Below are 26,722 nucleotides of genomic sequence, written 5' to 3' on the forward strand. Positions count from 1 at the left end.
ATTTGTACTACTTTTTATAATAATTTCATAGGAATGTCAACATTTATAGGAAATCTACCTAACTTTTAGGAAGTTATCTATAATATATTCCATTTTTATTTTAGCATCCTCATAATAGATGCTAAGAGGGTAATTATCATAAATATACTCAAATAACTCTTTTGATTTTTTTAATATACCCTCATCAAAATATATAAGTCCAAGTTTATAATATATCTCATCAGGATTATCGTAACTACTTAAGTCTTCTAACGCCTTCTCCAGGACCCTTTTCTCACTAAGGTTTTCAACTATATTATCAGGCATTATAACAATATTATTCTCCTCTTTTATAGTATTAGGACTATCAACTACTGCATTAACCTTTACCCTTGTATATTTTTTTGAATCCCCTGTATATTTAACAAAACTTATTAAATACTCTCCTAATTTTTGAGGAGTAAATTCGAATAAAACTTTATCATTTGTATAAAATTTATTCTCGAAATAAAGATCCTTTAACGTAGTTTCATATAACCACCCTGTTTGATCCATCTCAATTGTAAAGCTTTTACCAACTAAAACATCCATTTCATCTAAAAATCGTGTGGACTCTACAGGTTTTGTAATAACTGGTTTATTTGTTTCAACCTTTGGCTTTGTAATAACCGGTTTACTTGTAACAACCGTTGGTTTTGTTATAACCGGTTTATTTGTAACAACCTTTGGTTTTGTAATAACCGGTTTACTTGTAACAACCTTTGGTTTTGTTATATCTGGATTATTTGCAACTAAAGTTTCCTTAGGAACTATCTCTATCTCCATTGGAGGAAGGGAGAACTCCTTAGCTTTGTAACTATTAAATGGAATACTTTCACTAACTACAAATAACTTCTTAAAGTCTAAAACAGGAAGTAAGTAGTCCTTTGGTTTTATTAACTCTGGCCTATAAAATGAGTTACTTATTACAAGTGTTAATGTATCTACCCTCTGTAGTTCAGGAATAAGGTACTCCTTTACATCTAAATTCTCAAACGGTTCTAACTCCGAGGATATGTCAACTATCTCCAGGGTCTGACAGGATGAGAGGAATATTGATAGTATAATAATAAGTTTATCTAATATCTTTAAGTCGAGCTTTAAGGTAGTCAAAATTATTCTCATCTAAATTTTTAATATCTAATGTTTCTAAATCAATCCAGAACTGATCAATATCACTTTGGCTCCATTTACTTTTTGCCTCCCTAGTCAGTTCAAAAAATGATGAGTAGTCATCATCCTTAACAGGAAGTATAAAGTCGTTTAACTTTGGGGATTCGACCATAATGTTATTAGCTTCATCTATAACAACATCTACAGCTAATTTTAACTGGTCATCATTCATATTTTTTAATTCATCAACACTATACTTGGCTAGAAGAAGCTGATCTACATATGTTTCATACTTATTTGCCTTACTCTCTAAGATCTTTTTATCATTTTGAACATCTCTAGCTATTAAGAACATAACCAATAAAAATGCGATAAAAAATGATGCAAAGATAATAAGTTTAAATCTTAAATCAAGCCATGCGTTGGAAAAAAACTGTGTAATGGATATTTTACTCTTCTTCTTCTTCATGTTCTAACCTCATTGTTATTAATTTTGAAACACCAGACTCCTGCATTGTAACACCTAAAAGTGCACCTGATCCAGTAACTGTTTTTTTATTGTGGGTAATTACAATAAATTGTGACTCTTTAGAAAATTCAGTTAGTGTATTTACAAACCGGGATATATTTCTCTCATCTAAGGCAGCATCAATTTCATCTAAAATACAAAAAGGAGAAGGCTTTATCTCATAGGTAGCAAAAAGCAGGGCTACAGCTGTTAAACTTCTCTCTCCTCCTGAAAGTAGGGAGATATTCTCTAGGCTCTTACCTGGTGGTCTTGCGTAGATCTCAATACCACTTTCTAGAACGTTATGAGGGTCTGTTAATTGAAGTTCTGCGGATCCTCCACCAAAGAGTCTTTGATACATAACAGAGAAACTTTTTTGTATATTAAAAAAAGTTTCTGAAAAAAGCTTTGTAGATTCACTCTTTATCTGTTCAGTAATTTTACTAAGGTTTTCATCCGCATTTTTCAAATCTTCAATTTGAGATTTTAAGAAGTGATACCTTTTAGAGACCTCTTTGAACTCTTCTGGAGCCATTAAGTTTATCTGTCCTATCATCTTCTGTTTTACTCTTAAGTCTGCTATAGCCTGTTTAAGGGTATCTTCATCCCTATTTAATATCTCAGTACTATTCTTAGCATCAGTTAACTCTATAGAGTATTTATCCTTAAACTCTTCATAAAGTTCAGCAACCTTATTATCTATATGCTCTGTTTCAAAATTATATCGTTCAATTTGAAGTGAAATTTTAGAGAGGTTTTCTCTTTTTTTATTTAATAACTGCTCTTTATCCCTGTTATTATTAAGAAGCTTATTTACTTCCTCTTCCATTTTTTTAATATCACTACTAATTTTTTCTTCACTAAGTTTTAATTCTTCTAATTTTTTTGATAGAGTTTCTCTATCCATTACAATCTGTTTTATCTTCTCACCTATTTGAATTCTCTCTCGCTTAATTTCATTAAGAAGAGTCTCTTCCTCCACTAGGTTTTTATTAATTAATACTAAATTCTCTTCAATCCCTGATAACTTAACCTTACTCTCGGCAATCTTTATCTTCTCTTTTGATATAAGCTCACTATTTATCTCGATTTTACTATTTGTTAATTTTATTTCATCTTTGGATTTTTGAATTACACTCTTACACTCTTGGATTTTTATTGTTATATCTTTAAGTTCTAGATCATAACTCTTTTTTTGACTTAAATTTTTATCTTCACTAATTAGTTTTAACAAATTTATAGGAAAATTATTAATTAACTCATCAAAATCCCTCTCAAGGTTAAATAAAATTGATGGGTTTGTTTTAGATAACTTTAACTGTTTCCTAAACATCTCTACAAGAGTCTCATGTTTTTCAATAGAGAAACTCTTTAGACTCTCTTCTAACTTATCTGTTATTTTAGTTGCAAGATCTTTTATATTTTCAATTATTCCATCTTTTTTATCTTCGTAAGTGGCAACATTATTACTATTGTTTTCGATATTATCTGTTAAACCCTGGACATGTTCACTAAACCTAGAGTTCTCCGTTATGTACTTACTTAGATTTTTCTCAAAAGTGATTAATTCAGACTTTAAACCCTCGCTAGTTCTGTTTTTCTCTTCAATATCACTTTTAAGCTCTTTACTTCTTAAGTTATATTTACTCTCCCGCTCATCAAGGGACTTAAACTGGAGATTATACTCCTTCTCCCTATCCTTGTTAGCTGTTATTCTATTTTTTAAAGACTCTTTCTCAACACCAAGACCATAGAGTTTCTTCTGGCTCTCTGAAAGAGTGTTTTTAATTTGGCCTTGATTCCTATGACTCTCAGAGAGATCACTACCTAAAAGTTTTATATCATCTTCAATTGATTTTAGACTTTTTTCTCTCTGTTTATGCTCTTCGCCTCGTCTTTGATGAAGCTCTTTTAACTTTTCAATTTTAAGCAGTTGAAGATTTACATCGATATCAAAAAGTTTATTCTTAATATCCCTATACTCTGTTGTTTTCTCAGACTGTTCTTTTAAGGTAAAATAGCTTTTACTTACCTCAGTTAATATATTTTGAACCTGTTTAATATTATCCCTGGTTTTTTCTAATTTTTTTGCCGCTTCTATACCTTTTAACTTATATTTAGTTATTCCAGCGGCTTCTTCAAAGAGGTATCTCCTCTCTTCTGGTCTACTAGAGAGAATTTGGTCAATTTTCCCCTGTTCCAAAATGGAGTAGGCAGTTTTACCAATACCTGTATCAAAAAAGAGCTCTCTTAACTCCTTTAATCTAACAACTGTATTATTGATAAAGTATTCACTATCTCCATTTCGATATAACCGTCTTTTAATCTCAATTTCAGGTGCATCGATTTCTAATATGTTAGTCTCATTACTAATTGTTAGTGTAACTTCAGCTACATTAAGAGCCTTACGCTTCACAGTCCCATTAAATATTACATCCTCCATCTTAAGGGCACGCATATTTTTTGTTGACTGTTCACCTAAGACCCACTTAACAGCATCTACAATATTACTTTTACCACAACCATTTGGTCCTAGTAGGGCTGATATTCCAGGAGAAAAATCGATGTGAGTTCTATCAGCAAAGGATTTAAAGCCCATTAATTCCATGCTTTTTAAAAACATTATTTTTTAGCTCTCGCTTCAATAAATTTTATTGCGTTATCCAAACCAGAAATAAAACTACTAAGGTCCTCTTTTTTCACACGGATAGATTGATTATTATAGTTCCCATCTTTAGTTAAAGACTCTATTAACACAAGTTCAGTCTCACCCTTATATCCATCTTTTACAATAAACTTATACTTTCGTTTACCTGATCCTGGGGCAATTTCATATGTTTCTCTTCCATCATTAAGAGCTATTACAGATATTTTATTAAATTCTGATTTAAATAGGTCTAAATCCTCATTAAATATCATTATGGAAAATCTTTGAAATCCATGATCTTTTTTTACACTCTCCGCTAAATTTACATAGAAATCTCCATATCTATTCTCTTTAACATTAAAAAAATATGTTTTTTTTCCATCTTCTGTAAACTGTCTTGTAGAAAATAATTCTCCACGTCTTCCCATTTAAATACCCTAATACCTTATATAAAATGTTTGTTATCTTATACATTTGACTATTATTTTACAATAACTAATGTATGCTCTTTAATATAACTTTTAAACTCTTCAATAGCTTTTTTGGAAGGAATTGGTAGATCTTCTAAGGGATATTTATACCCAAGAGCTACCCATTTCTCCTTTCCATAATCATGATATGGCAATATATCTACTCTTTCAATATTTTTAAACTCTTTTATAAAGTCACAGAGTTTTATAACATCCTCCTTGGAGTCCGTATACCCTGGAACAAAGACATATCTAAGCCATATTTTTATATCTAATCCCTTTACATACTCAAAAAAAGATACAACATACTCTCTGTTTACTCCAGATATCTTTTTATGAACATCATCCATTAAGGATTTAACATCCATTAATAGATAGTCTGTATTATCTAGTACCTGCTTTACACTATCTGTTAATAAAAAATGCCCAGATGTGTCCACAGCAGTTGTAAGGCCCATATCATGGACGTTTTTAAAAAACTTATATATAAATTGACTTTGCAAAAGAGGTTCCCCACCAGAAACTGTGACACCGCCACTATCCTCTTTATAGAACCCTTTAAGGGATTCTACCTTCTTAGTTAGTCTATCTAGAGTTGTAACCGTACCACCCTCTAGATCCCAAGTATCCCTATTATGGCAATAGAGACATTTCATATTACAACCCTGAAAAAATACTACATATCTTAACCCAGGGCCATCAACACTTCCCATAGTTTCATACGAGTGAATTCTAGCTTCCATATAGAAAATATAACACTTATAATTTTTTTTTAAAAGAAAGGGAGGGTAAACTGTAGTAATAAATTAATATAATAATTTTTGGACAAAAAAAAGGCTGTCTTTTCAGACAGCTTTCAATAATATAAATATAAAATATAATTAGTTTAAAATTAAGCTAATTTTTTTACATTAATTGCGCAAGGTCCTTTTTGACCATCACCGATTTCAAACTCAACTTTATCACCTTCGTCGATGTATCCTTGGATTTCGCTAGTGTGTACGAAAAGGTCATTACCATTTTCTTGAGTAATAAAACCATATCCTTTTGTTGAGTTAAACCATTTTACAATTCCTGTTTCCATTGTGCCCTTCTTATTAAAAATTTATTAAATGATATGGTACTAATGACTATTAATCAATATCAAATTCAAAAAGAATTGAATATAATAAATTATTTTTGTTTTATTTCACGTTTAACTAATGAAATATAACTTTAAAACGTTTCCCTTTGATAGTTTCGTTACTTAAAATATTAAAAGCTTCTTGGGACACTTCCCTCTTAATAGCAACAAAAGTTATATAATCCTGTCTATCTATCTTACCTACATCACTTCCTGCTATACCGTTATTAGAAGTTAGGGCTCCAAGTATATCACCTGGACTGATTTTATTTTTTCTTCCACCATTTATAGATATTGTTACCCAGGGAGTAGAACTATCATCTAGCTTATCTAATTTATAGATAAATTCTTCACACTTATGGTTTAAATTCATATATTCATTAATAGCATCTAGACGGAACTCCTCTCCAGATGTGATAAAAGAGAACGCATTTCCACTTTTCCCAGCCCTACCTGTTCGGCCAATTCTATGAACGTAGGTCTCAGTCTCGAAGGGCATGTCATAATTAATTACTGCACTTAGACTACCAATATCCAGTCCTCTAGCTGCAACATCGGTGGCTACAAGTACCCGAGAACTTCCATTTGAAAAGAGAACTAATACCTCATTTCTATCCTTTTGTTCCAAATCTCCATGTATTGTAAGGGCATTTACACCGCTTTTATTTAACTCTTTAACAACACTTTTACAGGTTTCCTTTGTATTGCAAAATACAATTATCGAGTCAAAATTATGGTTTTTTATTATATCTACTGTCTTTTCTACTCTATCCTTAGATGCAAAATAGAATTTCTGCTCAATAATGCTACTTGTATGGGTAGATTCCACCTCTATATCAACAGGGTCATTTAGAACTTTTTTTGTAAAGAGTTTTATATCACTTGCAAAAGTTGCTGAAAAACATAGAGTCTGGATATTTTGGGGCAGGAAGTCTAGGATTGCATTAATCTCGTCGGAGAACCCCATATCTAACATTCTATCAGCCTCATCAAGTACTAGATTTTTAAGATGGTCTAGGTTTAATGATCCCCTTTCTAAGAGTTTTAAAATTCTCCCTGGAGTACCTACAACTATGTGGGCCTCATGGAATAGGGAACCCTCCTGCTTATAAAGAGGAATTCCTCCTGTTAATTTTAATATCTTAATATTATGCTTAAATCGCGCTAACTTCCTTAATTCTGCTGTAACTTGTTCAGCAAGCTCCCTTGTGGGACAGAGAACTAAAGATTGTACTCTAAACTTTTTTACATTAAGTTTCTCTAAAATTCCAATACCAAAAGCTGCGGTTTTACCACTTCCAGTCTTGGCCTTTGCTATTATGTCCCTACCCTCTATTATTATAGGGATGCTTTTCTCCTGTATAGGAGTCATCTGCTTATATTCCAGATTATTTAGGTTTTCTACCATACCCTTGGATATTGATAGTGTTTCAAATGAATTCATGGCTTAAAGTAGCATAAAGTTAAAAAGTTGTAAAATTAAGATAGTACTATTTAAACAATTTGTTTTTATTTTTAACTAAGGCCATCATAATAAAACATCTTCTTTCAACTATCTAATATAAAAAGTAAAATATTTATATGAAATTTGTAAACTATGAAAAAAAGATAAACGACAATATTATTACTATCCCTAACTGGGAGATTAAAAGGGATGAAAACTGGGCTGTTTTAGGAAATAACGGTTCAGGAAAGACCCTTTTAGGTAGAGTTTTAACAAGTAGTGATTTAGGAGATAAATGTGGTTACGTCTCCTTTGAAAAGGTTGAAGAGTTATTAGAAGAAGAGAGAAGAAATGATGATTCAGACTTTCTAGATAGAGAGGATGTTGGAACCCTTGTAAAGGAGTATATTAATGACCCCCATGGTGTATTTGATCTTGAACATATTAAAGATAGGGGTTTAAAGTATCTCTCCACAGGAGAACTTGTTAAACTTTTAATTATAAAAGAGCTTGAGCGATCCCCAGACTATCTAATTTTAGATGAACCCTATGATGGCTTAGATATTGAGTCCCAAGAACTACTTTATAACTTGATTGAAGATTTAATACTCTCTAAAACAACAATAATACTAATTCTAAATAGGGAGAAAGATATACACCCCTTAATTTCCAATATCTCATTTATTCATAATAACAGGGTAATATTAACAGGAAGTAGAGATTCTATACTCTCTAGTGATGCTTTTAATAGAATAAGACACTTTAGTGGTAATATCCCTGAACAACTCCCTGGATTGGAAAAAAGGGATAAAAGTATTGAGACATTAATTGATATGAGATCTGTTTCAATCTCTTTTTCAGAAACAAAGGTATTAAAAGATATCACCTGGAAGGTTAAAAGTAGAGAACACTTTAAAATTGTTGGTCCAAACGGGTCAGGTAAGTCAACTCTACTTAAAATAATTAGTGCAGATAATACACAATCATACGGCCAAGATATTACACTTTTTGGATATAAGAAGGGAACAGGAGAGTCTATATGGGATATAAAACAACATATAGGTCTTGTATCATCCACACTACAGAAGGATTATAGGGTCTCTATATCGGTTTTAAATGTTCTGTTATCAGGATTTTATGACACTATTGGCCTTTATACAAAGCCTACCCCATCTGAGATAGACCAGGGAGTTAAATGGTTAAAAATAGTTGGATTATACAGTAAGAGAGATAACTCATATAAGGAGTTATCCTACGGGGAACAAAGATTGGTTTTAATTATTAGAGCAATGGTGAAACACCCTAAGATACTAATATTAGATGAACCATGCCTAGGTTTAGACCAAGTTAATAGGGAGATGATACTATTATTATTAGATAGCTTAGCAAATAAGGGAGAGACAACCCTTCTCTATGTAAGTCATAGAAGAGAAGATTATATTCCATCAATAAAAAATGAGTTATTACTACATCCATCAGTAGATGGAAGCCTAGGAGAAATAAGTTGTATATAAAATACCATCTATCGGCTATTATAACAGTTAAAATTGTACTTGATGTCTTAACCCCAACCCAGTTAACTCTATACCGTTTTATAATAGGATATATCTGTCTTTTTATTATTATAAGACCTAAAACATTAAGGAACAAATTACTCTTTTTAAAACCCTAGGTATGATATTAATTATTTTGGGTATGGTTATACCTGTTTTTACTAGGAAAAAATCCTAACTTAATAGGGTATTACTCCTAGTAAAAATGAATGACTTCCCTTATGGAAGGATTTTGTTTCCAATGATATATTTTCATTATGTAAAAACATAAATGAAAATATATTAAAAAAAGTTTATTAACAATTAAACCTAAGAAGAGCTGTATAATCAGTTCTTTTTTTATAAAAGGATCCTTTTTCATATATCTTTTATAGGTTATTATTGTACTAGGAGATAGTTATGATTTTTGATAAGGGTGTAAATTATATTAAAGAGTTTGCTAGACCATTGGAGAGACAACTCTTAGAGTTTTATTTTTTTGATGGTTCAAAATACCTTGTTCTTGAGGAGTTATTAAAATTCCATAATAGTGATGGAGGTTTTGGTAGAGGTTTAGAACCTGATTATAGAGCTAATGAAAGTTCTATACTTGCATCAACCTATGCAATGGACATATTAATTGACCTAGAGTTTGATAGTAGTGAAGCTACTGTGATCTCTACAATGAACTACATAATATCTAACTATAACCAAACTAAAAGCACATGGAGACTTCTTCCAGAGATAGAGGAAAACTATGCCCATGCTCCTTGGTGGAATCAAAATAAGCTTGAAAAAACTTTTAACTTTTTTATAGAGAATCCAAAGGTTAAAATATGTGGTTATCTATTTCACTATCCAACCCTATCTAGTGAAAAGTTTAGGAATAAGATTTTAAATGAGGTACTAGACTACTTAGATAAAAGGGATACAGAGGCTTCAGTTGATGAGATACTAAACTATACAAGACTTTTTAATAGTAAAAACCTACCCCTTGAAGTAAAACACACCGTTAAGAAAAAGCTTAATCAGATGATTATAACCTCGGTGGAGAGTAACCCTGAGAAGTGGGGAGAGTACTGTCTGAAACCAATTAATGTAGTTACTTCAATAGAATCACCTTTTATTAATTTAATTATTGAACAGCTTAATACAAACCTAGACTTTGAAATAGAGAATCAAAATAGTGATGGCTCATGGTCACCAAATTGGAACTGGGCAAATACATTTCCAAAGGAGTGGAGTGCAGCAAAAAGGGAGTGGAGCGGAATAATAACCCTAGAGAGGTTAAAACTTTTAAGGGATTTTAATAAAATTTAAAACCCCTATATCCCTATCTCTTCTTTTTATATATAAGGTCCCACTGGCTTAGTATCATACCAGTAAACATTAATAAGCAACCTATTATACCACGGTTAGTTAATCCTTCTGATAAAAAGAGTACTCCCCCAACTACAGCAAAGACACTCTCAAAACTTAATATTATAGAAGAGTGGGCTGCAGGAGCATCCTTTTGTGCTACAACCTGTAGTGTATAGGCAATACCTACAGAACCTATACCACCATATAATATTGGAACTGTAGCATTAACAATACTTGCTAACTCTATCGGCTCTATAGCTATAGCTGTAATAAAACTTAGTAGAGAACACCAAAAAAATTGGATTGATGCAAGTAAAACAGGTTCTATCCTTTTTGAATAGTGATCAATTAATAAAACGTGTAGTGCAAAACAGACGGAACTTAGAAGAACTAAAAAGTCTCCCTTACCAATCCCGGAACCCTTTGTTACACTGATTAAGTATAGTCCTGTAACAGCAATAAACGCTCCAATCCAAGTAGGTATACCTGTTTTATGTTTAAGAAAAACACCAAAGACTGGCACCAGTACTACGTATAGCCCTGTAATAAACCCCGCCTTACCTGCGGTTGTAAACTGTAACCCTACCTGCTGAAGGGAAGCACCTAAGAAAAGAACTATACCTGCAATTAACCCAGCAATAAAAATATGCCTATTAGTTAATCTAACATGCTGGGTATTCTGCTTAATACGTTTTTTTCTCATAAAAAATATTAAGGGAATTAATGAGACGGAACCAATGGCAAACCTCACTCCATTGTATAGGTATGGACCAATATACTCCATTCCTTTTAACTGGGCGACAAATGCAAAGCCCCAAATTGCTGATGTTAATAGTAGTAGAGCATCAGACCTTAATGTTTTATTTATCATTTTTACCCTTAATTAAAATATCTTTTTATATGTATGACAATACGGTTCTTTATTATTTTTTTGGTAATAATCTTGGTGATACTCTTCCGCTTTCCAAAATTTACTCGCCTCAAAAAGCTCTGTAGCCACATCATACCCCTTACTCTTTAACAAGTTTATAACTTTTACAGCAGTTTCAAACTCTTCTTTATTTGAGTAGAATATTGCTGATAAATATTGGGGACCAATATCTGGGCCTTGACCATTTTTCTGTGTAGAGTCATGAATTTCAAAAAAGAATTGAACTAACTCTCTATAACTTATTATTTTAGGATCATAACTAACCTTTACAACCTCTAAATGCCCTGTTTTTCCTGTACATACATCCTGGTAACTAGGATTATTTGTCACCCCACCCATATAACCGGAGGTAACTAAATATACACCATCTTGCTTTTGAAATAGATGCTCAACACCCCAAAAACATCCACCTGCAAAGTATGCGGAACTAGATGGTTTAAACTTTATAGATAAGGAGTTTACACAGTATCTACTGTTTTTCTCAGTAAGGTTTTCACCTTTAAAAAGATGTCCTAGATGACCACCACAATTGGAACAAAGAATCTCTGTTCTTCTACCATCAGCATCAATTTTTTTATCGATAGTCCCAGGTAGTTCATCATCGAAACTAGGCCACCCACACCCTGCATTAAACTTATCGTCAGAGCTGTATAACCTAGTATCACACTGCTTACAGTGGTAAAACCCCTCTATAAAAAAGTCATCATACTCCCCTGAAAATGGTGCCTCAGTTCCCTTATATATAATTATATTCTCTTCTTCTTTTGTTAATTTATTACTCATATATTTATCCTTAAAAAATCTTATACTATTTGAGATGGAAAGTCCAATAAAAAGGTTGTTCCATTATTTTTGGAACTTGTGCAAGATATCTGTCCTCCAAGCTTCTGTGTTACCAAGTTATATACAATATGCATTCCTAAACCACTTCCGCCTTTGCCTCTTTTTGTTGTAAAAAAAGGATCGTATATTTTTTTTACTTCCTCTGGGCTCATTCCCTTTCCATTATCTTTGTAAATAAAATGTATACGTTCATTTTCTAAATATATATCAATGCTTATTACACCGTTAGGGATATTTTCAAACCCATGTTTTATTGAGTTTAATATAAGGTTTGTTAATATTTGGGCAATTGCTCCAGGATAACTTTTAACAGTTATAGATTCATCACAATTAACTTCTACTATATGGGTTGTTTTTTTAAAATTCGGATGTAGACTTGTAAGGATTTCATTAATATATTTTTTCATTCTAAAAACCCGAACTTCTTCGCTTGATTGATCTACAGCAACCTGTTTAAAACTACTAATTAGATTAGAAGATCTTTTACTATTTGAAAGGATTAAAGATGTAGTACTTAACACGTTTTCACAATAAGTAGAAAACATACTTTTTGCCATAGTATTTTCTTTATAGGATTTATATAACTCTTCTGTTTTATCTTGTAGATATGATGCAGCTGTTACAATGATTCCAATAGGTGTATTTATTTCATGGGCTACACCGGCAACCATTCCTCCTAAACTTGCAAGCTTTTCAGACTCAATAACCTTCTCTTGAGCATCATTTAGGGATTCTAAAGCTGATCTTAAATCCTTTGTCTGCTTCTCCACCTCCCTTTCTAAAAGGACTTTGTTATTGTTTATTTTTAAGTATGCATCCTTTAGCTCTGTCTCTCTTTCTAATATAACTTTGGACATATTAGTTACTGATTTTGCTAGAAGATCCATCTCTTCTAATGCTAGTGACCTAATTGTTATATCATATTCACCTAGAGCTATCTCCCTTGTGGAGTTTAATAGGGCATTAATTCCGTTATATATAGTTTTACTAAACCTTCTTCCTATAATAATAGCTATCGAAATTAGGGATATTAGTATTATTATTAGGGGAAGAACTAATTTATATATAGTTTGATAAATGTTATCCATAGGAGTATAGAGGGATACCTGCCACCCTGTTTCTGGCATTTGAACTGTTTTTATATAGTACTTCTCATTGTTATATGTAGCATACTCCTTCTGTTTTTCTTCAAAAAGGTTATTCTCCCTTAACAAGACTTTTTTATAATCTGGATGATATACATAGACTCCTCTCTGATCTGTAACAAAGACTAACCTACTTGAGTTTTCTCCATTTAGTAGGGCTAGAATCTCATCCATTTCTTTTATTGATATAAAAAGAGTTATTACTCCATCGCTATATTTTTTACTTAGAGTTACTGCTGATGAGTTTGTTTTGCTTGAGAGGAATGTTGATGACCAGTATGGTTTATCACTATGGGTAACAATTTTAAAATACTCATGTCCAGAGATATCGGTTCCTAATAACCTTTCATCATTTGGGTATAAAGCCCTAATGTTTCCATATAAATCAGAAACCTGTATAGACCAAATTTTTTCACTATTCTCTGTTAAGATCCCTAGAAGTTTATTAAAATCCTCTGATGAGGTATTTCTAGTTGATTCTAAATTCTCTTTAATTATATTTAGCTCTAAAAGAGGACCCCTTATATAATCTCTTATCATTTTGGATAAAAGAGATATTTTAATATCATCCTCTTTTTTTAACGCTTTCTGAAAACTATCAACGGATAAGATTGTATTCGAGACCCCTAGAACTATCATAGGTAGTAAAATTGTAAAAATTATAAAATTTAATAAGAATCTATGTATAGTTCTACTTTTCCTCATATTTCTCCAAGTTTACTAACCTAATCTAATCATAATTATAGTTTGATACCTATGGATCTACAATAAAATTTATTTAACTATATTATATCCCCTAGACTTCCAATCCCCTATTCCATAACGTAGATTATATATATTAGTAAAACCATTATCAATTAGTATTCTAGCAGCAACAGTACTTCTATTCCCAGACTGACAGTAGACTAATATTGGTTCATTTTTATACTTTTCTAGCTCTTTTATATCCCTTTTTAAAAATTGAACAGGTAGAAGTGTGGCATTTTCAATAAAACCAGCCTCATACTCCCCCTGTGTTCTAACATCTAAAATAAAGGGTTTAATATTAGCCATTAGTGTTAAGGCCTCTTTAGCTGTTACCTCACTATACTTAGGAGATTCCAGCTCTAAAACAGTAAGATGCCCCTTATAATCACCTAGGGTAAAATCATATTTTCCACTTTTTTTAATTTTTATATATGATGTCTCGCTACTCTTTTTAGGAAGTTTTTGATTTATTTCTAAACCAGGTATCACTAGGTTTAATAAATCATTATTTGGTGTTTCAAGTACTATGTAGTCCCCTCTATAAACTGTAAAATTCATATTTTTATAATCTTTTATATTAATAATTCTTAGTCCGCCATCTAGCCTACCTGAGATTTTACTCTCTTCAGCAGTGGTACATGCTGCTAGAATTATTAATAAAGCTATTATTGTTAAACTATTTTTTTCATCTTAAAATCTCCTATATATTTAAAAGATAATATAAGACATTAATAATAACAAGTATTATTAAGATTGATTATAGGGTTAAGAATTAGTATTATTTATTTAATAGGAGTTTACTATGGTAACAAGAGAAGATGTTTTAAAAGTATTAAGTCAAATTGAAGACCCAGATCTTCATAAAGATATAGTTACATTAGGCTTTATTAAAGAGCTAATAATAGATGGATCGACAGTTAGTTTTTCCATGGAATTAACAATAGCTGGTTGTCCCTTAAAGAATATGTTTAAGGAAGAAGCAGAGAGAGTTGTATTAGAGTTAGATGGGGTTGATAAGGTTAATATAGTAATGACCTCTAGGGATAGAAAAAGAAGCAATGATACCGAGAGTTTGAAAAATGTTAAAAATATTATTGCTGTAGCCTCTGCTAAAGGGGGTGTTGGAAAGTCCACAGTAACCGCCACATTAGCTAGCGAGTTCGCATCTAAAGGTTATAAAGTGGGTGTACTAGATACAGACTTGTTTGGTCCATCTCTAGCAACCCTTTATAATCAACACGATGTTAAAATTTACCAAAAGGGTGAAATGATGATTCCATTTGAATCAAATGGGATGAAGTTTATGTCATTTGGTTATCTAATTGGTGACTCCCCTGCTATAATGCGTGGTCCTATGGTTTCTGGTTATATAACACAGATATTAACCCAGGTTGATTGGGGAGAACTTGACTACCTATTTATAGATATGCCTCCAGGGACTGGGGATATACAGTTAACAATATCCCAAACTATTAAGTTAGATGGGGCTGTTATAGTTACAACGAGATCCTCCCTATCATTAGTTGATGTAGTTAAGGGTATCTTAATGTTTGAAAAAGTTGAGATACCTATTTTAGGTGTAGTAGAAAATATGTCCCACTTTGTATGTGATAGTTGTGATAAGGAACACCATATTTTTGGGGAACAACGGGGAGATTTATCCGAGCGGTTTGGTATTGAGACTCTAGCCCATATACCTATAGAGGCTACTAGAGCTGTACCATTTGATAAATACAAAACTAACGACTTAAATAGTGAGTTAGCAAATAACTTAGTAAGACAGTTAGGTGCTATTACATCTAAGGCTATAACCCCACCACAGGTAGCTTTAAGTAAGGATTTAGTTACAATTACATGGGATGATGGAACAGTTAAGGAAGTTCCTAACAAAGAGTTAAGGGATAGTTGTAAATGTGCTCTTTGTGTAGATGAGTATACAGGAAAGAAAACTCTTAAAAAAGAAGATATACCAGAAGATATTCATGGAGAGAAGGCAGTTCCCCTTGGGAATTATGCTGTTTCCATACAGTGGAGTGATGGCCATACATCTAGTATCTATCCCTATAGCTCTTTAAAGTAGCTATATTTTATTAAAAGGGGCTTTTTTAGCCCCTTTTTTTATATCTCTGTTTCCTATGTCTATTATAGTAATTGAGTAAATTAAGATTTTGAATTATGGTAGTTTACTTTACGGAGATTTTTATGAATAAAAAGATGACTACTTTTGCAATAACACTACCACTTTTTTTTGAAACACTACTAAGAACACTATTAATGAATGTTGATACATTTATGTTAAGTCAATACTCTGATAAAGCTGTAGCTGCAGTTGGTACGATACAGCAATTTACTTTTTTTGTAATGGTGATCTATTTAATGGCTTCAACAGGTTCAAGTATATTGATCTCCCAATATTTAGGGGCAAAAAAGAGTGAAGATGCATCTAAAATAGCCCAATCTGCTGTTTTAGCAAATATTGGACTAGCTATTATTCTAAGTACCCTTTTATACCTTTTATCAGACCTAATTATTAATAGTTTAGGTTTAGAACCCCAGGTTAGACTCTTTGCTTCAGACTATTTTAAGGTCTATGTACGCTTCTCAATATTCCAGGCAGTAAGCCTAGTATTTGCAGGAATTGTACGGAGTTATGGATACTCATATATCCCCCTTTATGTAAATATTGGAGCTAATATAATAAATATTATTGGGAACTATCTATTTATTTTTGGTGCCCTTGGTTTTCCCCAGCTTGGGGTAAAAGGTGTTGCTATATCCACTGTTTTCAGTCAAGGTGCTGGAGCTTTTGTTATGATGTTAATAATAACTAGAATCCCAGAGATCAATATGTTTGCAATTAGAAAAATAAAAACACTTGGTACATATATAAAAGACATCCTAAAAATAGGAGTCCCATCAGCAGGAGAGTTTCTATCCTACAATTTGGCTCAAATAGTAATTCTATACATGGTTTCATCCCTAGGAACAGCATCTTTAGCTTCGTACACATATACAATAAATTTTACAAGATTCGCCTATATGTTATCTATATCCCTTGGAAATGCGACCCAGATATTAGTTGGGTATAGTGTTGGTTCTAAGGATATGGATGGTGCTTATAAAATTTGCCTAAAAAATCTAAAAATTGGAATTATCTCTTCTTTAATATTAGCTGGGACAATTGCAATATTTAGATTCCCACTTATTAAATTAGTGACACTAGACCCTACAATTACAGCAATAACCTCTACTCTACTACTCCTAGCAGTAATCCATGAGATAGCAAGACCTCTGAATTTAGTGGTTATTGCGGGATTAAGGGGAGCAGGTGATGTAAAATACCCTGTATTTACAGGAATAATTATGATGTGGAGTATAGCTGTAACTCTAGCATATCTATTTGGTATAAAATTAGGTTATGCAATGGCTGGAATATGGATTGCTAGGCTTATTGAGGAGTGGTTAAGAGGTGGAGTAATATTAAAAAGATGGCTCTCTAGAAGATGGGAATCAAAAATTTTAGTATAATTTAAATGAAATACGAAAATCCCCTTCCTATATCAAACTAAAAACGTGATAATATATAGTATGACAGATTTATTAAAACGATTTTCTTTAATGGGTATACATATTCCAGAAATACTTCTTCCCAATAATGTGGATATGAATAAATGGGCAGTTATAGCCTGTGATCAATTTACTTCTGAAAAAGAGTACTGGATTAAAACAACAGAAATTGTTGATGATGGTCCATCAACCCTTAGATTAATACTACCTGAAGTCTACCTAAACGATAAAGATAAAAAAGATAAAATAGACAGTATAAAAAATACTATGCGTAAGTATATTGAGAATAGAGTTTTACAACCACTTAAACCTGGATTTATATTAGTAAATAGATCTACACCCTATACAAAGTCTAGAAAGGGTTTAATTATGGCTATAGATCTAGAACAGTACTGCTTTAAAGATGGAACCCAGTGTTTAATTAGACCTACTGAGGGAACAGTAATTGAGAGACTGCCTCCCCGTATTGAAATTAGGGAAAATGCCCCCCTTGATATTCCCCATATTTTATTATTAATAAACGATGAGAAAAAAGAGATTATAGAGGAAGCTTTTACCTATATAGATGAGTATGAAAAAGTTTATAATTTTGATCTGATGCAAAATGGTGGGAAAATTGCAGGTTATCTAATTTCTAAGGAAGAGCATTTAAATAGGATATGTAAATCCTTTGAAAAACTGTTTAATAAAAACAAGATGTTATTTGCTGTAGGGGATGGGAACCACTCCCTAGCATCGGCAAAGGAGATTTGGGAACAACTAAAACTAGAGGGTGCAGCGAGTGACCACCCTGGAAGATATGCCTTAGTTGAAGTTAATAATATATATAACGAAGGTATAATTTTTGAACCAATACATAGAGTTTTATATGGAGTTAGAACCAGTAGCTTTATTGAGTTCTTAAAAAAGAGGGCTACAACAACTGCACAATATAACTTATCCGAGGATGATGTAAAAAAAGATCTAAAACTAGATAAAGAGGAGCATAGGGTAGGATTTTTAAATAGTGGGATTTGGGGGTTATTAACAATCAACGAACCAGAATTTAAACTCTCCTATGAAGTTGTTCAAAGGGTTATCGATGAATTCTTAATTTTAAACCCTAAGTGTAGTGTGGATTATATTCATGGGGATGGTATTGCTAAAAACTTAGGGCAGAAAGAGGATAATCTGGTTCTATACTTTCCGGCTATTAAGAAAAATCGTTTCTTTAAGATGATAGAGGAGGATGGTTCCCTGCCTAGGAAAACATTTTCAATTGGAGAAGCTGAAGAGAAACGTTACTATATTGAATCAAGAAAATTGACTAGTTGACTATTCCATAAGTTGTATCTATTATGTACCCTCATTTATTTAGATATTAGGAGTTTTTATGTCAAATTATTCACCTGTAGAAGTAGTAGATAACAGTGCAAATCCAGCACCCCTAGGTTTAGTTGGTTTTGGTTTAACTACCCTACTATTAAACTTTCATAATGCAGGTTTTTTCCCACTAAATTCAATGATAATGGGAATGGGTATAGCTGTTGGAGGTATTGCACAAGTAATAGCGGGTATTTTAGAGTCAAAGAAAAATAATACTTTTGGAACCACAGCCTTTACTCTATACGGTTTTTTTTGGATTAGCCTTGTAATTACATGGACATTTCCAGCCCTTGGAATTGCAAATGAGTCTTCGGCAATTGCTATGGCTGTATACCTACTCTTCTGGGGAGTATTTACCCTTGGAATGTTTGTTGGAACTTTAAAGATAAATAGAGCTCTTCAAGTTGTATTTTCTACTTTAACCCTATTATTCTTTTTATTAGCAATTTCAGATTTCTCAGGAAGCCATTTAGTAAAAAAAATTGCAGGGTTTGAGGGTATAATATGTGGACTTTCCGCTCTATATGCAGCTATAGCCCAGGTTTTAAACGAACTATATGGAAGAGAAGTTATGCCAATTGGTGTTGTTAAATAGGTTTAAAATCCAAGTTATTATAGAAGTCTCCCTATGGGAGGCTTTTTTTTGGCATAAAATTTGCATCTTATTAAATATTGCTAGGTTCTAATAGAGATTATTATAACTTTAGCAAAATTTAGAACATAAGTGTAGTTTTAACATACTTTAAACTACCCATTTGTAGGAGATTTTATGAATACCAGATTTAGACCCTTTGATACAGCAAAGGATATTATAAATGCTTGTGGATTAGACATAAGTTATTTTTATGATGATTTAATATTTTCGGATCACTCCCTCTTTATTTTACAATTTGATGATCACCGCCCAGAAGTTATTAAACTGTTTTTTAACAGAGATTGTGAATTAGATAAAAAAATAGAGATAAAAGATAAGCTTTATAAGGAAGGACTTGAGCGGGGTATAGCTCTAATGGATGAGGGGATGTTTTTCCTCAGGGATTCCCATGAAACAGGGGAAATATCAATATATTATGAGTAGTAATAATTATAGAGAGACAAGCATTGTAGTATCCTTATATTTATAAGATAATACTTAAATGAATAATAAGCCTATACTTAAAAGATTTACAAACTACTACAAACCCCATAAAAGAATTTTCTTTATTGACCTATTTTGTGCACTATCAATAGCCATAATAGACCTATTATATCCAGCTTTTACTAGAACAATTCTCCAGGATATACTACCTGAAGGAAATCTAAACAGCCTATTTACTCTATTAGCACTATTATTAGGTCTATATATTATTAGATGTTTTCTCGACTTTGTGGTTCTATACTGGGGACACATAATGGGTGTCTATATGGAAAGTGACATGAGAAGGGACCTATTTAACCATCTACAAAAACTACCCTTTAAGTTTTACGATAACAATAGAACTGGAGAGCTTATGTCCAGGGTTGTTAATGATTTAAACGAAGTTTCAGAATTAGCCCACCATGGTCCTGAGGATATCTTCCTCTCTGTTGTTATGTTATTAGGTTCTTTTATATATTTAGTTCAGGTAGAGTGGCATTTAGCTGTCTTAATTTTCTGTATTATGATCCCACTAATTCTTTGGTTTACAATAACAAGACGATCTAGCCTTGGTAAATCCTGGGCTACTGTTCGGGTTAAAATGGGAGAGATCAATTCAAGCCTTGAGAACTCTATTGCTGGAATTAGAGTAGCTAGAGCATTTACAAATGAGTTATTTGAGAAGTTACGTTTTAACAAGTCCAATAATGATTTTAGAGGGGCTAAAAGAGGGGCTTATAAATCCATGGCCCACTTCCACGTAGGTGTAACCTTTTTAATGACACTTTTAAATATTGTTGTTTTAGCTGTTGGTGGTTATATGGTTTTTAAGGAGAGTATCGATATCCCTGACCTACTAGCTTTTATGCTCTACATAAACCTTGTAATTGAACCTATTAAACGGTTCACAGGTTTTACTCAGCAGTATGAGAAGGGTATGGCAGGATTTAGAAGATTTTGTGACATTATGGATCAAGAACCAGATATTATAGATAGGGATGATGCTATAGAGTTAATAAATCCAAAGGGGAATATTGAACTTAATAATGTTACATTTAGTTATGATGATGAAAATCATATACTATCTGATATAAACCTACATATTCCATCAGGTAAAACTGTAGCAATTGTAGGACCAACAGGTGCTGGAAAAACAACCCTATGCCATCTTATACCCAGATTTTACGAGGTTAATAGTGGATGTGTAAACATTGATGGTATTGATATAAGAGATACAACCCTATCTAGTTTAAGGAAGTCTGTTGGTTTTGTGCAACAGGATGTATTCCTATTTACTGGTACAATTAAAGAGAACATCTTATACGGAAGACCAGATGCAACAGATAGTGAGATTAAAGAAGCTGCTCTAAAGGCAGAAATTGACGATTTTATAACCTCCCTTGATAATGGTTATGATACATGGATTGGAGAGAAGGGTATTTTACTCTCTGGGGGACAAAAACAGAGATTAGCAATTGCTAGGGCCTTTCTAAAAAATCCTCCTATTCTTATTTTAGATGAAGCAACATCCGCATTAGATAATCAGACAGAGAGAAAGATTCAAAAAGCACTAGAAGAGTTAAGCAGGGGAAGAACTACTCTGGTTATTGCCCATAGACTCTCTACTGTAAGGCATGCGGATAAAATTGTTGTATTAACTACAGATGGAATTGAAGACCAAGGAACACATGATGAACTTTTTGATAGGGATGGCCTATATAGGAATCTATACAATTCCCAATTTGTATAAAAAAATAGCCGACTAATTAATAATAGTCGGCTCTATATCTTTAGGGGTAACTACCCCATAACATTGGATAGGGTTTTTAAATATTTCATAAAAAACTCCTTATCTATAGCTAATTATATTACTATTATTAAGATTAATAAATAGATAAAAAATGTCTTGCATCAGGACATTATATTGACATATCTCCATTGTAGGGTAAAATGTCTCTATGAATGACATTAATATCTTCTATAATGAAACACCAACAAGATCAAAAACAAGAAAATCCATTCTATCTAATAGCTTAGAGCTATTTACATCTAAGGGGATTGAGTCTGTCTCTATGGCTGAAATTAGTAAACTGTGTGGTATTACTACTAGAAATTTATACCGTTACTACTCTTCTAAGGAGTTTTTAGTAGTTGATTCTACCTATGAAATATTTTTTAGAAGTATAAATACTCCACTTGATACCTCCTTTAATCAATTAACAGGTATAAAACAGTTAAAGGTTTTAATGTTTAATCTTATACATCTAAACCAAACAAAAGAGGATGAGATAGCATTTACTAAATATATTATGTATTTCGATATATATATATCTACCCTTTCCAAGGATCACCCTGCATTTATAAAATATACAAAGGAGTATCTACCACTAATTGAGAGTAGTAAGTCTACATCCATTAAAAATGCTTTAAAAAAGGGAATAGCTGATAGGTCCATACTTATACATGAGGAGGAGATAACCCTCTATGATACATATATTACCCAATCAATATTTAGCCTTATCATGCGAATTAATATAAAAGAGTATGAAAATGAATCAATTAATCCAAAACTTATTTACAAACATATTGAGATAATTTTAAACCATTTAGGAGTTAATAATGAGTGAAAACATTAGGGATCTTTTAAACAAATTAACATTAGAAGAGAAGGCTAGTCTCTGTTCTGGAGAGGATTTTTGGCATTTAAAGGGGATACAAAGATTAAATATTCCATCAATTATGGTAACAGACGGTCCCCACGGTCTACGGAAACAGGAAGTTAAGGGAGACCATGTAGGCCTAGGTGGAAGTGTAAAAGCTACCTGTTTCCCCACAGCATCAGCTACAGCTAGTTCCTGGGATGAGGAGTTGATGTTTAATATGGGAGTAGCCCTATCTAAGGAGTGTTTAGCCGAGGATGTATCCGTATTGCTAGGACCTGGCGCTAATATAAAAAGATCCCCTCTATGTGGTAGAAATTTTGAATATATCTCAGAAGACCCCTATTTAACTGGAAAAATGGGGGCATCCCTAGTTAGAGGAGTTCAAAGTAATGGCATTGGAACTTCACTGAAACACTTTGCCCTTAATAATCAAGAGTATAGAAGAATGGCTATTGAGTCTGTTGTTGATGATAGAGCCCTAAGGGAGATATATCTCCCAGGGTTTGAAACTATAATAAAAGAAGCCCAACCTTGGACAGTTATGTGTGCCTACAATATGTATAATGGGGAGTACTGTAGTGATAATAAAACCCTCCTCACAAATATATTAAAGGAGGAGTGGGGACATACAGGCTTAGTTGTAACAGATTGGGGGGCTTGTAATAACAGAGTAGCAGGAATAAAGGCTGGGTTAGAACTAGAGATGCCATCTAGTGGAGGGGTAAATGATAAACTTATTGTTAAGGCGGTAAAGAATGGAACCCTCTCCATAGAGGAGGTAGACAGAGTTGTCCTTAGACTTCTAAATCTAATTTTTAAAGCTAATGAGGGAAAACAAAAAGATTATAGATACGATGTGGATGAGCATAATAACCTTGCTGCAGAGATTGCTGGTGAGTCAATGGTATTACTGAAAAACAGTGAGGAAATTCTACCTCTAAGTAGAGATGAAAGGATTCTAGTTGTTGGTGAGTTTGCAAAAAAACCTAGGTATCAAGGTGCGGGGAGCTCTTTAATAAATCCTACAAAAGTTACAACCCTCTTAGATGCCCTAGAGAACTTACAAATTAAATTCGATTATATACAGGGGTATAACATAGACTCTGATATTCCCAATATGGAGTTAATATCCCAGGCTGTAGATAGCGCTAAAACTTATGATAAAGTTGTAGTTATAGCTGGCTTAACAGATGACTATGAGTCTGAGGGCTTTGATCGAACCCATTTAGATATGCCTGATAGCCACAATAAGTTAATTGAATCCCTTTGTGAAGTTAATGAGAATATAGTTGTTATTTTACAAAATGGGGCTCCTGTTATCATGCCTTGGATAGGTGGTGTAAAAGCTGTTCTTGAAGGCTACTTAGGAGGCCAAGCATCTGGTACTGCAATGGTTAATATTATTTTTGGTATAGTAAATCCCAGTGGAAAAATTGCAGAGACCTTTCCCTTAAAACTCGAGGATGATTTAGCATCTAAATATTTTGGAATGGGTCCTAAAACTGTAGAGTATAGAGAGAGTATATATGTTGGTTATAGGTACTATGATAAAGCGGAAAAGGATGTCTTATTCCCCTTTGGGTTTGGTCTAAGTTATACCAATTTTGAATATTCTGACTTAAAACTTAACAATAAAAACATTAGTGATAATGATAAATTACTTGTTAGTCTAAAAATTAAGAATGTTGGGGATGTTTATGGTAAAGAGATTATACAACTATATGTAAATGATGATATAAGTTCTGTTTTTAGACCACAAAAGGAGCTTAAAGCTTTTAAAAAAATTGGTCTTAACCCTGGAGAAGAGAGGGAAGTAAACTTTGAACTAACAAAAAGATCCTTTGCATTTTACGATGTAGAGTCAAAGGATTGGATTGTAGAGAGTGGCCTTTTTAATATTTTAATTGGTTCATCTAGTAGGGATATAAGATTAGAAGAGTCTGTCACTGTTACATCAGATATCAGAAGAATCATAGAAAACTTAGAGCCTAAAGCTCCAGAATATTACAATCTAATTGAATATAACACTATTAGTAACAGTAGTTTTATAGAACTTTTAGGTAGGGATCTACCGGTACAAAAGAGATTAAAAGGGGAAGATTTTACTATAACCTCAACAGTAGGAGATGTAAGTAGTACTTTTATTGGAAAGATTCTTTATAAAAATATTTCTAAAAATTTTCTAAAACCACCTAGTGGGGAAGAGGAAGTAGACCCAACTATGAAGAGAATGATGGAGTCTATTATTTATGAGATGCCACTAAGGAGTTTAGTTCTAATGAGTGGGGGTAAAATATCCTTTAAAACTGTAAATATTCTACTTCAATTTATTAATAGTAACTATTTAAAGGGGTTTTTTGCTATCTTTAAACCTAGTTGATATAAAAAAAACTACAGCTAATAGAAAGAGATATATAGGTGATAAGATAAAGCTTGTATGAAGCCCATACTTATCCCCTATAATTCCCATTAAAATTGTGGCAGAACTGTACCCTGGAGTTCCAAAACAAGATAGAAATATCATTAAAATTGTTATATCAACACCCATTACTGAACCGGCATATGACTGAATACTAGGCCATAAACAAGCTATTGTAAGACCCATAAATAACATTAGTATAAAAAGTGATGAGATATTTATTATAAAAAAGAATACAATGCTCAGCCCTAGGGAGAGAAGGGAAGATATAAGAATAATATTTTTAAGTTTAAACCGATGGGCAATTCTACTGGTTAAGAGTCGCCCTAAAACCATTCCTATAGCAAATAAGGCAGCTCCTATAGCCCCAGCCCTTGGGTTTGTGTTGTACTCTAGCTGTATATAACTAGCACTCCAAAATGCAAAGGCACTCTCGGCTCCCCCAGCAAAAAAGAGTGAAAAACCAAAAAACCAGAACCTTGGCTTTGAAATTATCTCCCCCATATGACTAAATTCTGTTCTTGATTTAGGAAGGTTAATTGTTTTACTAGATGGATATAGGGAAACAATGATTAATACAACCAAAGCTAATATAACAAATATAACCCTCCAAGAGGTTCCCCTTGTTAATAGTTCACCAAAAAATAGAACACTAAAAGTTACACCTATAGGCCAAAAAGCATGGAGAAGGTTCATCTTTTTCCCATTATCCCCTGGGTGTAAATCCTCGACTAAAGGGGTTAATAAGCCTTCAAGGAAACCTTGCCCAAAACCTATAATTAGAACTAAAATTGTGGATAGAAGAAATGTTGAACTCTTTGTAAAAAGAAATAGACCAAGTGATAAAATAAGAAGAGCCACTTTAATTAATCGTAATTTACCATATTTTCCAGCTAGGTAGCTACTAATTAATAGAACAACAAACTGGGCCATAGCAGATATAAAACCTAGGGATCCTCCCTGGGTTAAGGAGAAGTTCAACTCCTTAGATATTCTAACTAGGGATATAGGTATTATAGATGCGCTTGCAGCAAAAACAAACATTGTTGCCATTGCTGCAATTGAGGTTCTTTTTATATAATCTTTCAAACTCAAACTCCAAATTCTAAATGTAGAACAGTTTCCTAAAATAAGAGATATAGTCACAGATTGTATCATATATTTCACTCTTATCTAAGGAGGAGTTTAATCCATCCTCTAATAGTTTATCTAGTGTAGATTTTAAAATTATTATTATTTTATCTAACTCTTTAGGACTCTTAAATAACTCAATATCTAAACCAGTTTTAAAGACCTCTTCTAATTTGTTATACGAGTCAGACTCTCTTTTTAAAATCTCACTCTTTATCCCTATATTATCATCACTACGTGCCTTTAATATAAACTCCATGGTACGTGGAAAATCTGTTAGAAGATTCAACATACTATCCATATAACTCTGTACTCTAATAAGTAGGTCTGGACTATTTAAATCAATATTATCTAGAATATAATCCTTAATCTGTTTCTCAGCATGATCAAATATATAGTAGAACATTAACTCTTTATTCATAAAGTATTGAAATATTGCACCCTTGGATATTCCAGCTTTCTTGATTATTGCATTGGTTGATGCTCTATCATACCCCTTAGAGGCAAACTCCTCCATTGCACAGTTGAGTATTCTATTTTTTTTCTCTTGTGTTACGTTTTCAATTAATAGATTCAA

General features: G+C 32.6%; 23 protein-coding genes. 10 read left to right on the forward strand and 13 right to left on the reverse strand.

Going from position 1 to position 26,722, the window contains the following annotated elements:
* Positions 1-54 precede the first annotated feature (54 nt).
* From EW093_RS03675 to dbpA, 7 genes are all read right to left on the reverse strand, one after another.
* Entirely contained in the window at positions 55-1,143 is a 1,089-nt protein-coding gene (locus EW093_RS03675; RefSeq protein ID WP_149567093.1) for a hypothetical protein, read from the reverse strand.
* Positions 1,094-1,600, reverse strand: coding sequence for a hypothetical protein (locus EW093_RS03680; RefSeq protein WP_149567094.1), 507 nt, complete (start codon positions 1,598-1,600; stop codon positions 1,094-1,096). Before EW093_RS03680 ends, EW093_RS03675 begins: the two co-directional genes overlap by 50 nt.
* Positions 1,581-4,262, reverse strand: coding sequence for a chromosome segregation SMC family protein (locus EW093_RS03685; RefSeq protein ID WP_149567095.1), 2,682 nt, complete (start codon positions 4,260-4,262; stop codon positions 1,581-1,583). Before EW093_RS03685 ends, EW093_RS03680 begins: the two co-directional genes overlap by 20 nt.
* Complete coding sequence (locus EW093_RS03690) at positions 4,262-4,714, reverse strand: DUF3276 family protein (protein WP_149567096.1); 453 nt, start codon at positions 4,712-4,714, stop codon at positions 4,262-4,264. Before EW093_RS03690 ends, EW093_RS03685 begins: the two co-directional genes overlap by 1 nt.
* 53 nt (positions 4,715-4,767) lie before the next feature.
* Positions 4,768-5,499, reverse strand: coding sequence for a pyruvate formate-lyase-activating protein (pflA, locus tag EW093_RS03695; protein WP_149567097.1), 732 nt, complete (start codon positions 5,497-5,499; stop codon positions 4,768-4,770).
* Between the two features lie 149 nt (positions 5,500-5,648).
* Complete coding sequence (locus EW093_RS03700; RefSeq protein WP_149567098.1) at positions 5,649-5,840, reverse strand: cold-shock protein; 192 nt, start codon at positions 5,838-5,840, stop codon at positions 5,649-5,651.
* 115 nt (positions 5,841-5,955) lie between these two features.
* Positions 5,956-7,323: an ATP-dependent RNA helicase DbpA gene (gene dbpA, locus EW093_RS03705; RefSeq protein ID WP_149567099.1), complete on the reverse strand. Its 1,368-nt coding sequence runs from the start codon at positions 7,321-7,323 to the stop codon at positions 5,956-5,958.
* Positions 7,324-7,460: 137 nt separating this feature from the next.
* Here dbpA and EW093_RS03710 point away from each other — a divergent pair, with 137 nt between their 5' ends.
* Both EW093_RS03710 and EW093_RS03715 read left to right on the forward strand, forming a co-directional pair.
* Positions 7,461-8,837 carry an ATP-binding cassette domain-containing protein gene (locus EW093_RS03710; protein WP_149567100.1) on the forward strand — a complete coding sequence of 459 codons (1,377 nt, stop codon included), beginning with the start codon at positions 7,461-7,463 and terminating at the stop codon, positions 8,835-8,837.
* A 438-nt stretch (positions 8,838-9,275) separates the two neighbouring features.
* Positions 9,276-10,175, forward strand: a complete 900-nt coding sequence (locus EW093_RS03715) for a hypothetical protein (protein ID WP_149567101.1) — start codon at positions 9,276-9,278, stop codon at positions 10,173-10,175.
* Between the two features lie 13 nt (positions 10,176-10,188).
* Here the strand turns inward: EW093_RS03715 and EW093_RS03720 are convergent, their stop codons facing one another.
* The 4 genes from EW093_RS03720 to EW093_RS03735 form a co-directional block, all read right to left on the reverse strand.
* Positions 10,189-11,088, reverse strand: a complete 900-nt coding sequence (locus tag EW093_RS03720; protein ID WP_149567102.1) for a DMT family transporter — start codon at positions 11,086-11,088, stop codon at positions 10,189-10,191.
* Between the two features lie 12 nt (positions 11,089-11,100).
* A complete protein-coding gene (locus EW093_RS03725) occupies positions 11,101-11,931 on the reverse strand; it encodes a bifunctional methionine sulfoxide reductase B/A protein (RefSeq protein WP_149567103.1) in 831 nt (276 codons plus the stop codon).
* 20 nt (positions 11,932-11,951) lie between these two features.
* Entirely contained in the window at positions 11,952-13,841 is a 1,890-nt protein-coding gene (locus EW093_RS03730) for a sensor histidine kinase (protein ID WP_149567104.1), read from the reverse strand.
* Positions 13,842-13,910: 69 nt separating this feature from the next.
* The gene (locus tag EW093_RS03735) at positions 13,911-14,441 is read right to left on the reverse strand and encodes a rhodanese-like domain-containing protein (protein WP_149567105.1); all 531 of its coding nucleotides are present in this window, start codon (positions 14,439-14,441) and stop codon (positions 13,911-13,913) included.
* Positions 14,442-14,685: 244 nt separating this feature from the next.
* On the opposite strand from EW093_RS03735, the gene EW093_RS03740 reads away from it, so the two are divergent.
* The 8 genes from EW093_RS03740 to EW093_RS03775 all read left to right on the forward strand — a co-directional run bounded on the left by EW093_RS03740 (position 14,686) and on the right by EW093_RS03775 (position 24,975).
* Entirely contained in the window at positions 14,686-15,963 is a 1,278-nt protein-coding gene (locus EW093_RS03740) for a P-loop NTPase (RefSeq protein ID WP_149567106.1), read from the forward strand.
* Between the two features lie 122 nt (positions 15,964-16,085).
* Complete coding sequence (locus tag EW093_RS03745) at positions 16,086-17,411, forward strand: MATE family efflux transporter (RefSeq protein WP_149567107.1); 1,326 nt, start codon at positions 16,086-16,088, stop codon at positions 17,409-17,411.
* Positions 17,412-17,471: 60 nt separating this feature from the next.
* The gene (locus tag EW093_RS03750; protein WP_149567108.1) at positions 17,472-18,764 is read left to right on the forward strand and encodes a DUF1015 domain-containing protein; all 1,293 of its coding nucleotides are present in this window, start codon (positions 17,472-17,474) and stop codon (positions 18,762-18,764) included.
* 58 nt (positions 18,765-18,822) lie between these two features.
* The gene (locus tag EW093_RS03755) at positions 18,823-19,410 is read left to right on the forward strand and encodes an acetate uptake transporter (RefSeq protein ID WP_149567109.1); all 588 of its coding nucleotides are present in this window, start codon (positions 18,823-18,825) and stop codon (positions 19,408-19,410) included.
* A 174-nt stretch (positions 19,411-19,584) separates the two neighbouring features.
* Positions 19,585-19,893 (forward strand): hypothetical protein, encoded by a 309-nt coding sequence (locus tag EW093_RS03760; protein WP_149567110.1) that lies wholly within the window; start codon positions 19,585-19,587, stop codon positions 19,891-19,893.
* A gap of 58 nt (positions 19,894-19,951) precedes the next feature.
* The gene (locus tag EW093_RS03765; protein WP_223111645.1) at positions 19,952-21,682 is read left to right on the forward strand and encodes an ABC transporter ATP-binding protein; all 1,731 of its coding nucleotides are present in this window, start codon (positions 19,952-19,954) and stop codon (positions 21,680-21,682) included.
* Between the two features lie 208 nt (positions 21,683-21,890).
* Positions 21,891-22,559, forward strand: a complete 669-nt coding sequence (locus tag EW093_RS03770) for a TetR/AcrR family transcriptional regulator (protein WP_149567111.1) — start codon at positions 21,891-21,893, stop codon at positions 22,557-22,559.
* Positions 22,552-24,975 carry a beta-glucosidase gene (locus EW093_RS03775; RefSeq protein ID WP_149567112.1) on the forward strand — a complete coding sequence of 808 codons (2,424 nt, stop codon included), beginning with the start codon at positions 22,552-22,554 and terminating at the stop codon, positions 24,973-24,975. The genes EW093_RS03770 and EW093_RS03775 overlap by 8 nt, the downstream gene beginning before the upstream one ends.
* On the opposite strand, the gene EW093_RS03780 is transcribed toward EW093_RS03775, so the two are convergent.
* Together EW093_RS03780 and EW093_RS03785 are read right to left on the reverse strand one after the other, a co-directional pair.
* Positions 24,940-26,103, reverse strand: coding sequence for an MFS transporter (locus tag EW093_RS03780; protein WP_187759816.1), 1,164 nt, complete (start codon positions 26,101-26,103; stop codon positions 24,940-24,942). The two genes, EW093_RS03775 and EW093_RS03780, sit on opposite strands and share 36 nt — an antisense overlap.
* Before the next feature lie 16 nt (positions 26,104-26,119).
* Entirely contained in the window at positions 26,120-26,722 is a 603-nt protein-coding gene (locus EW093_RS03785) for a TetR/AcrR family transcriptional regulator (RefSeq protein WP_149567114.1), read from the reverse strand.

Source organism: Thiospirochaeta perfilievii, assembly GCF_008329945.1.
GTDB lineage: Bacteria > Spirochaetota > Spirochaetia > DSM-2461 > DSM-2461 > Thiospirochaeta > Thiospirochaeta perfilievii.

Excerpts from the sequence above, each read along its gene's own strand:
- EW093_RS03740 (WP_149567106.1), top strand. The coding sequence starts at position 14,686 with ATGGTAACAAGAGAAGATGTTTTAAAAGTATTAAGTCAAATTGAAGAC.
- pflA (WP_149567097.1), bottom strand. The coding sequence starts at position 5,499 with ATGGAAGCTAGAATTCACTCGTATGAAACTATGGGAAGTGTTGATGGC.
- EW093_RS03680 (WP_149567094.1), bottom strand. The coding sequence starts at position 1,600 with ATGAAGAAGAAGAAGAGTAAAATATCCATTACACAGTTTTTTTCCAAC.
- EW093_RS03675 (WP_149567093.1), bottom strand. The coding sequence starts at position 1,143 with ATGAGAATAATTTTGACTACCTTAAAGCTCGACTTAAAGATATTAGAT.
- EW093_RS03725 (WP_149567103.1), bottom strand. The coding sequence starts at position 11,931 with ATGAGTAATAAATTAACAAAAGAAGAAGAGAATATAATTATATATAAG.
- EW093_RS03750 (WP_149567108.1), top strand. The coding sequence starts at position 17,472 with ATGACAGATTTATTAAAACGATTTTCTTTAATGGGTATACATATTCCA.
- EW093_RS03730 (WP_149567104.1), bottom strand. The coding sequence starts at position 13,841 with ATGAGGAAAAGTAGAACTATACATAGATTCTTATTAAATTTTATAATT.
- EW093_RS03775 (WP_149567112.1), top strand. The coding sequence starts at position 22,552 with ATGAGTGAAAACATTAGGGATCTTTTAAACAAATTAACATTAGAAGAG.
- EW093_RS03690 (WP_149567096.1), bottom strand. The coding sequence starts at position 4,714 with ATGGGAAGACGTGGAGAATTATTTTCTACAAGACAGTTTACAGAAGAT.
- EW093_RS03755 (WP_149567109.1), top strand. The coding sequence starts at position 18,823 with ATGTCAAATTATTCACCTGTAGAAGTAGTAGATAACAGTGCAAATCCA.
- EW093_RS03715 (WP_149567101.1), top strand. The coding sequence starts at position 9,276 with ATGATTTTTGATAAGGGTGTAAATTATATTAAAGAGTTTGCTAGACCA.
- EW093_RS03760 (WP_149567110.1), top strand. The coding sequence starts at position 19,585 with ATGAATACCAGATTTAGACCCTTTGATACAGCAAAGGATATTATAAAT.
- EW093_RS03685 (WP_149567095.1), bottom strand. The coding sequence starts at position 4,262 with ATGTTTTTAAAAAGCATGGAATTAATGGGCTTTAAATCCTTTGCTGAT.
- EW093_RS03700 (WP_149567098.1), bottom strand. The coding sequence starts at position 5,840 with ATGGAAACAGGAATTGTAAAATGGTTTAACTCAACAAAAGGATATGGT.
- EW093_RS03765 (WP_223111645.1), top strand. The coding sequence starts at position 19,952 with ATGAATAATAAGCCTATACTTAAAAGATTTACAAACTACTACAAACCC.
- EW093_RS03745 (WP_149567107.1), top strand. The coding sequence starts at position 16,086 with ATGAATAAAAAGATGACTACTTTTGCAATAACACTACCACTTTTTTTT.
- EW093_RS03735 (WP_149567105.1), bottom strand. The coding sequence starts at position 14,441 with ATGAATTTTACAGTTTATAGAGGGGACTACATAGTACTTGAAACACCA.
- dbpA (WP_149567099.1), bottom strand. The coding sequence starts at position 7,323 with ATGAATTCATTTGAAACACTATCAATATCCAAGGGTATGGTAGAAAAC.
- EW093_RS03720 (WP_149567102.1), bottom strand. The coding sequence starts at position 11,088 with ATGATAAATAAAACATTAAGGTCTGATGCTCTACTACTATTAACATCA.
- EW093_RS03770 (WP_149567111.1), top strand. The coding sequence starts at position 21,891 with ATGAATGACATTAATATCTTCTATAATGAAACACCAACAAGATCAAAA.
- EW093_RS03710 (WP_149567100.1), top strand. The coding sequence starts at position 7,461 with ATGAAATTTGTAAACTATGAAAAAAAGATAAACGACAATATTATTACT.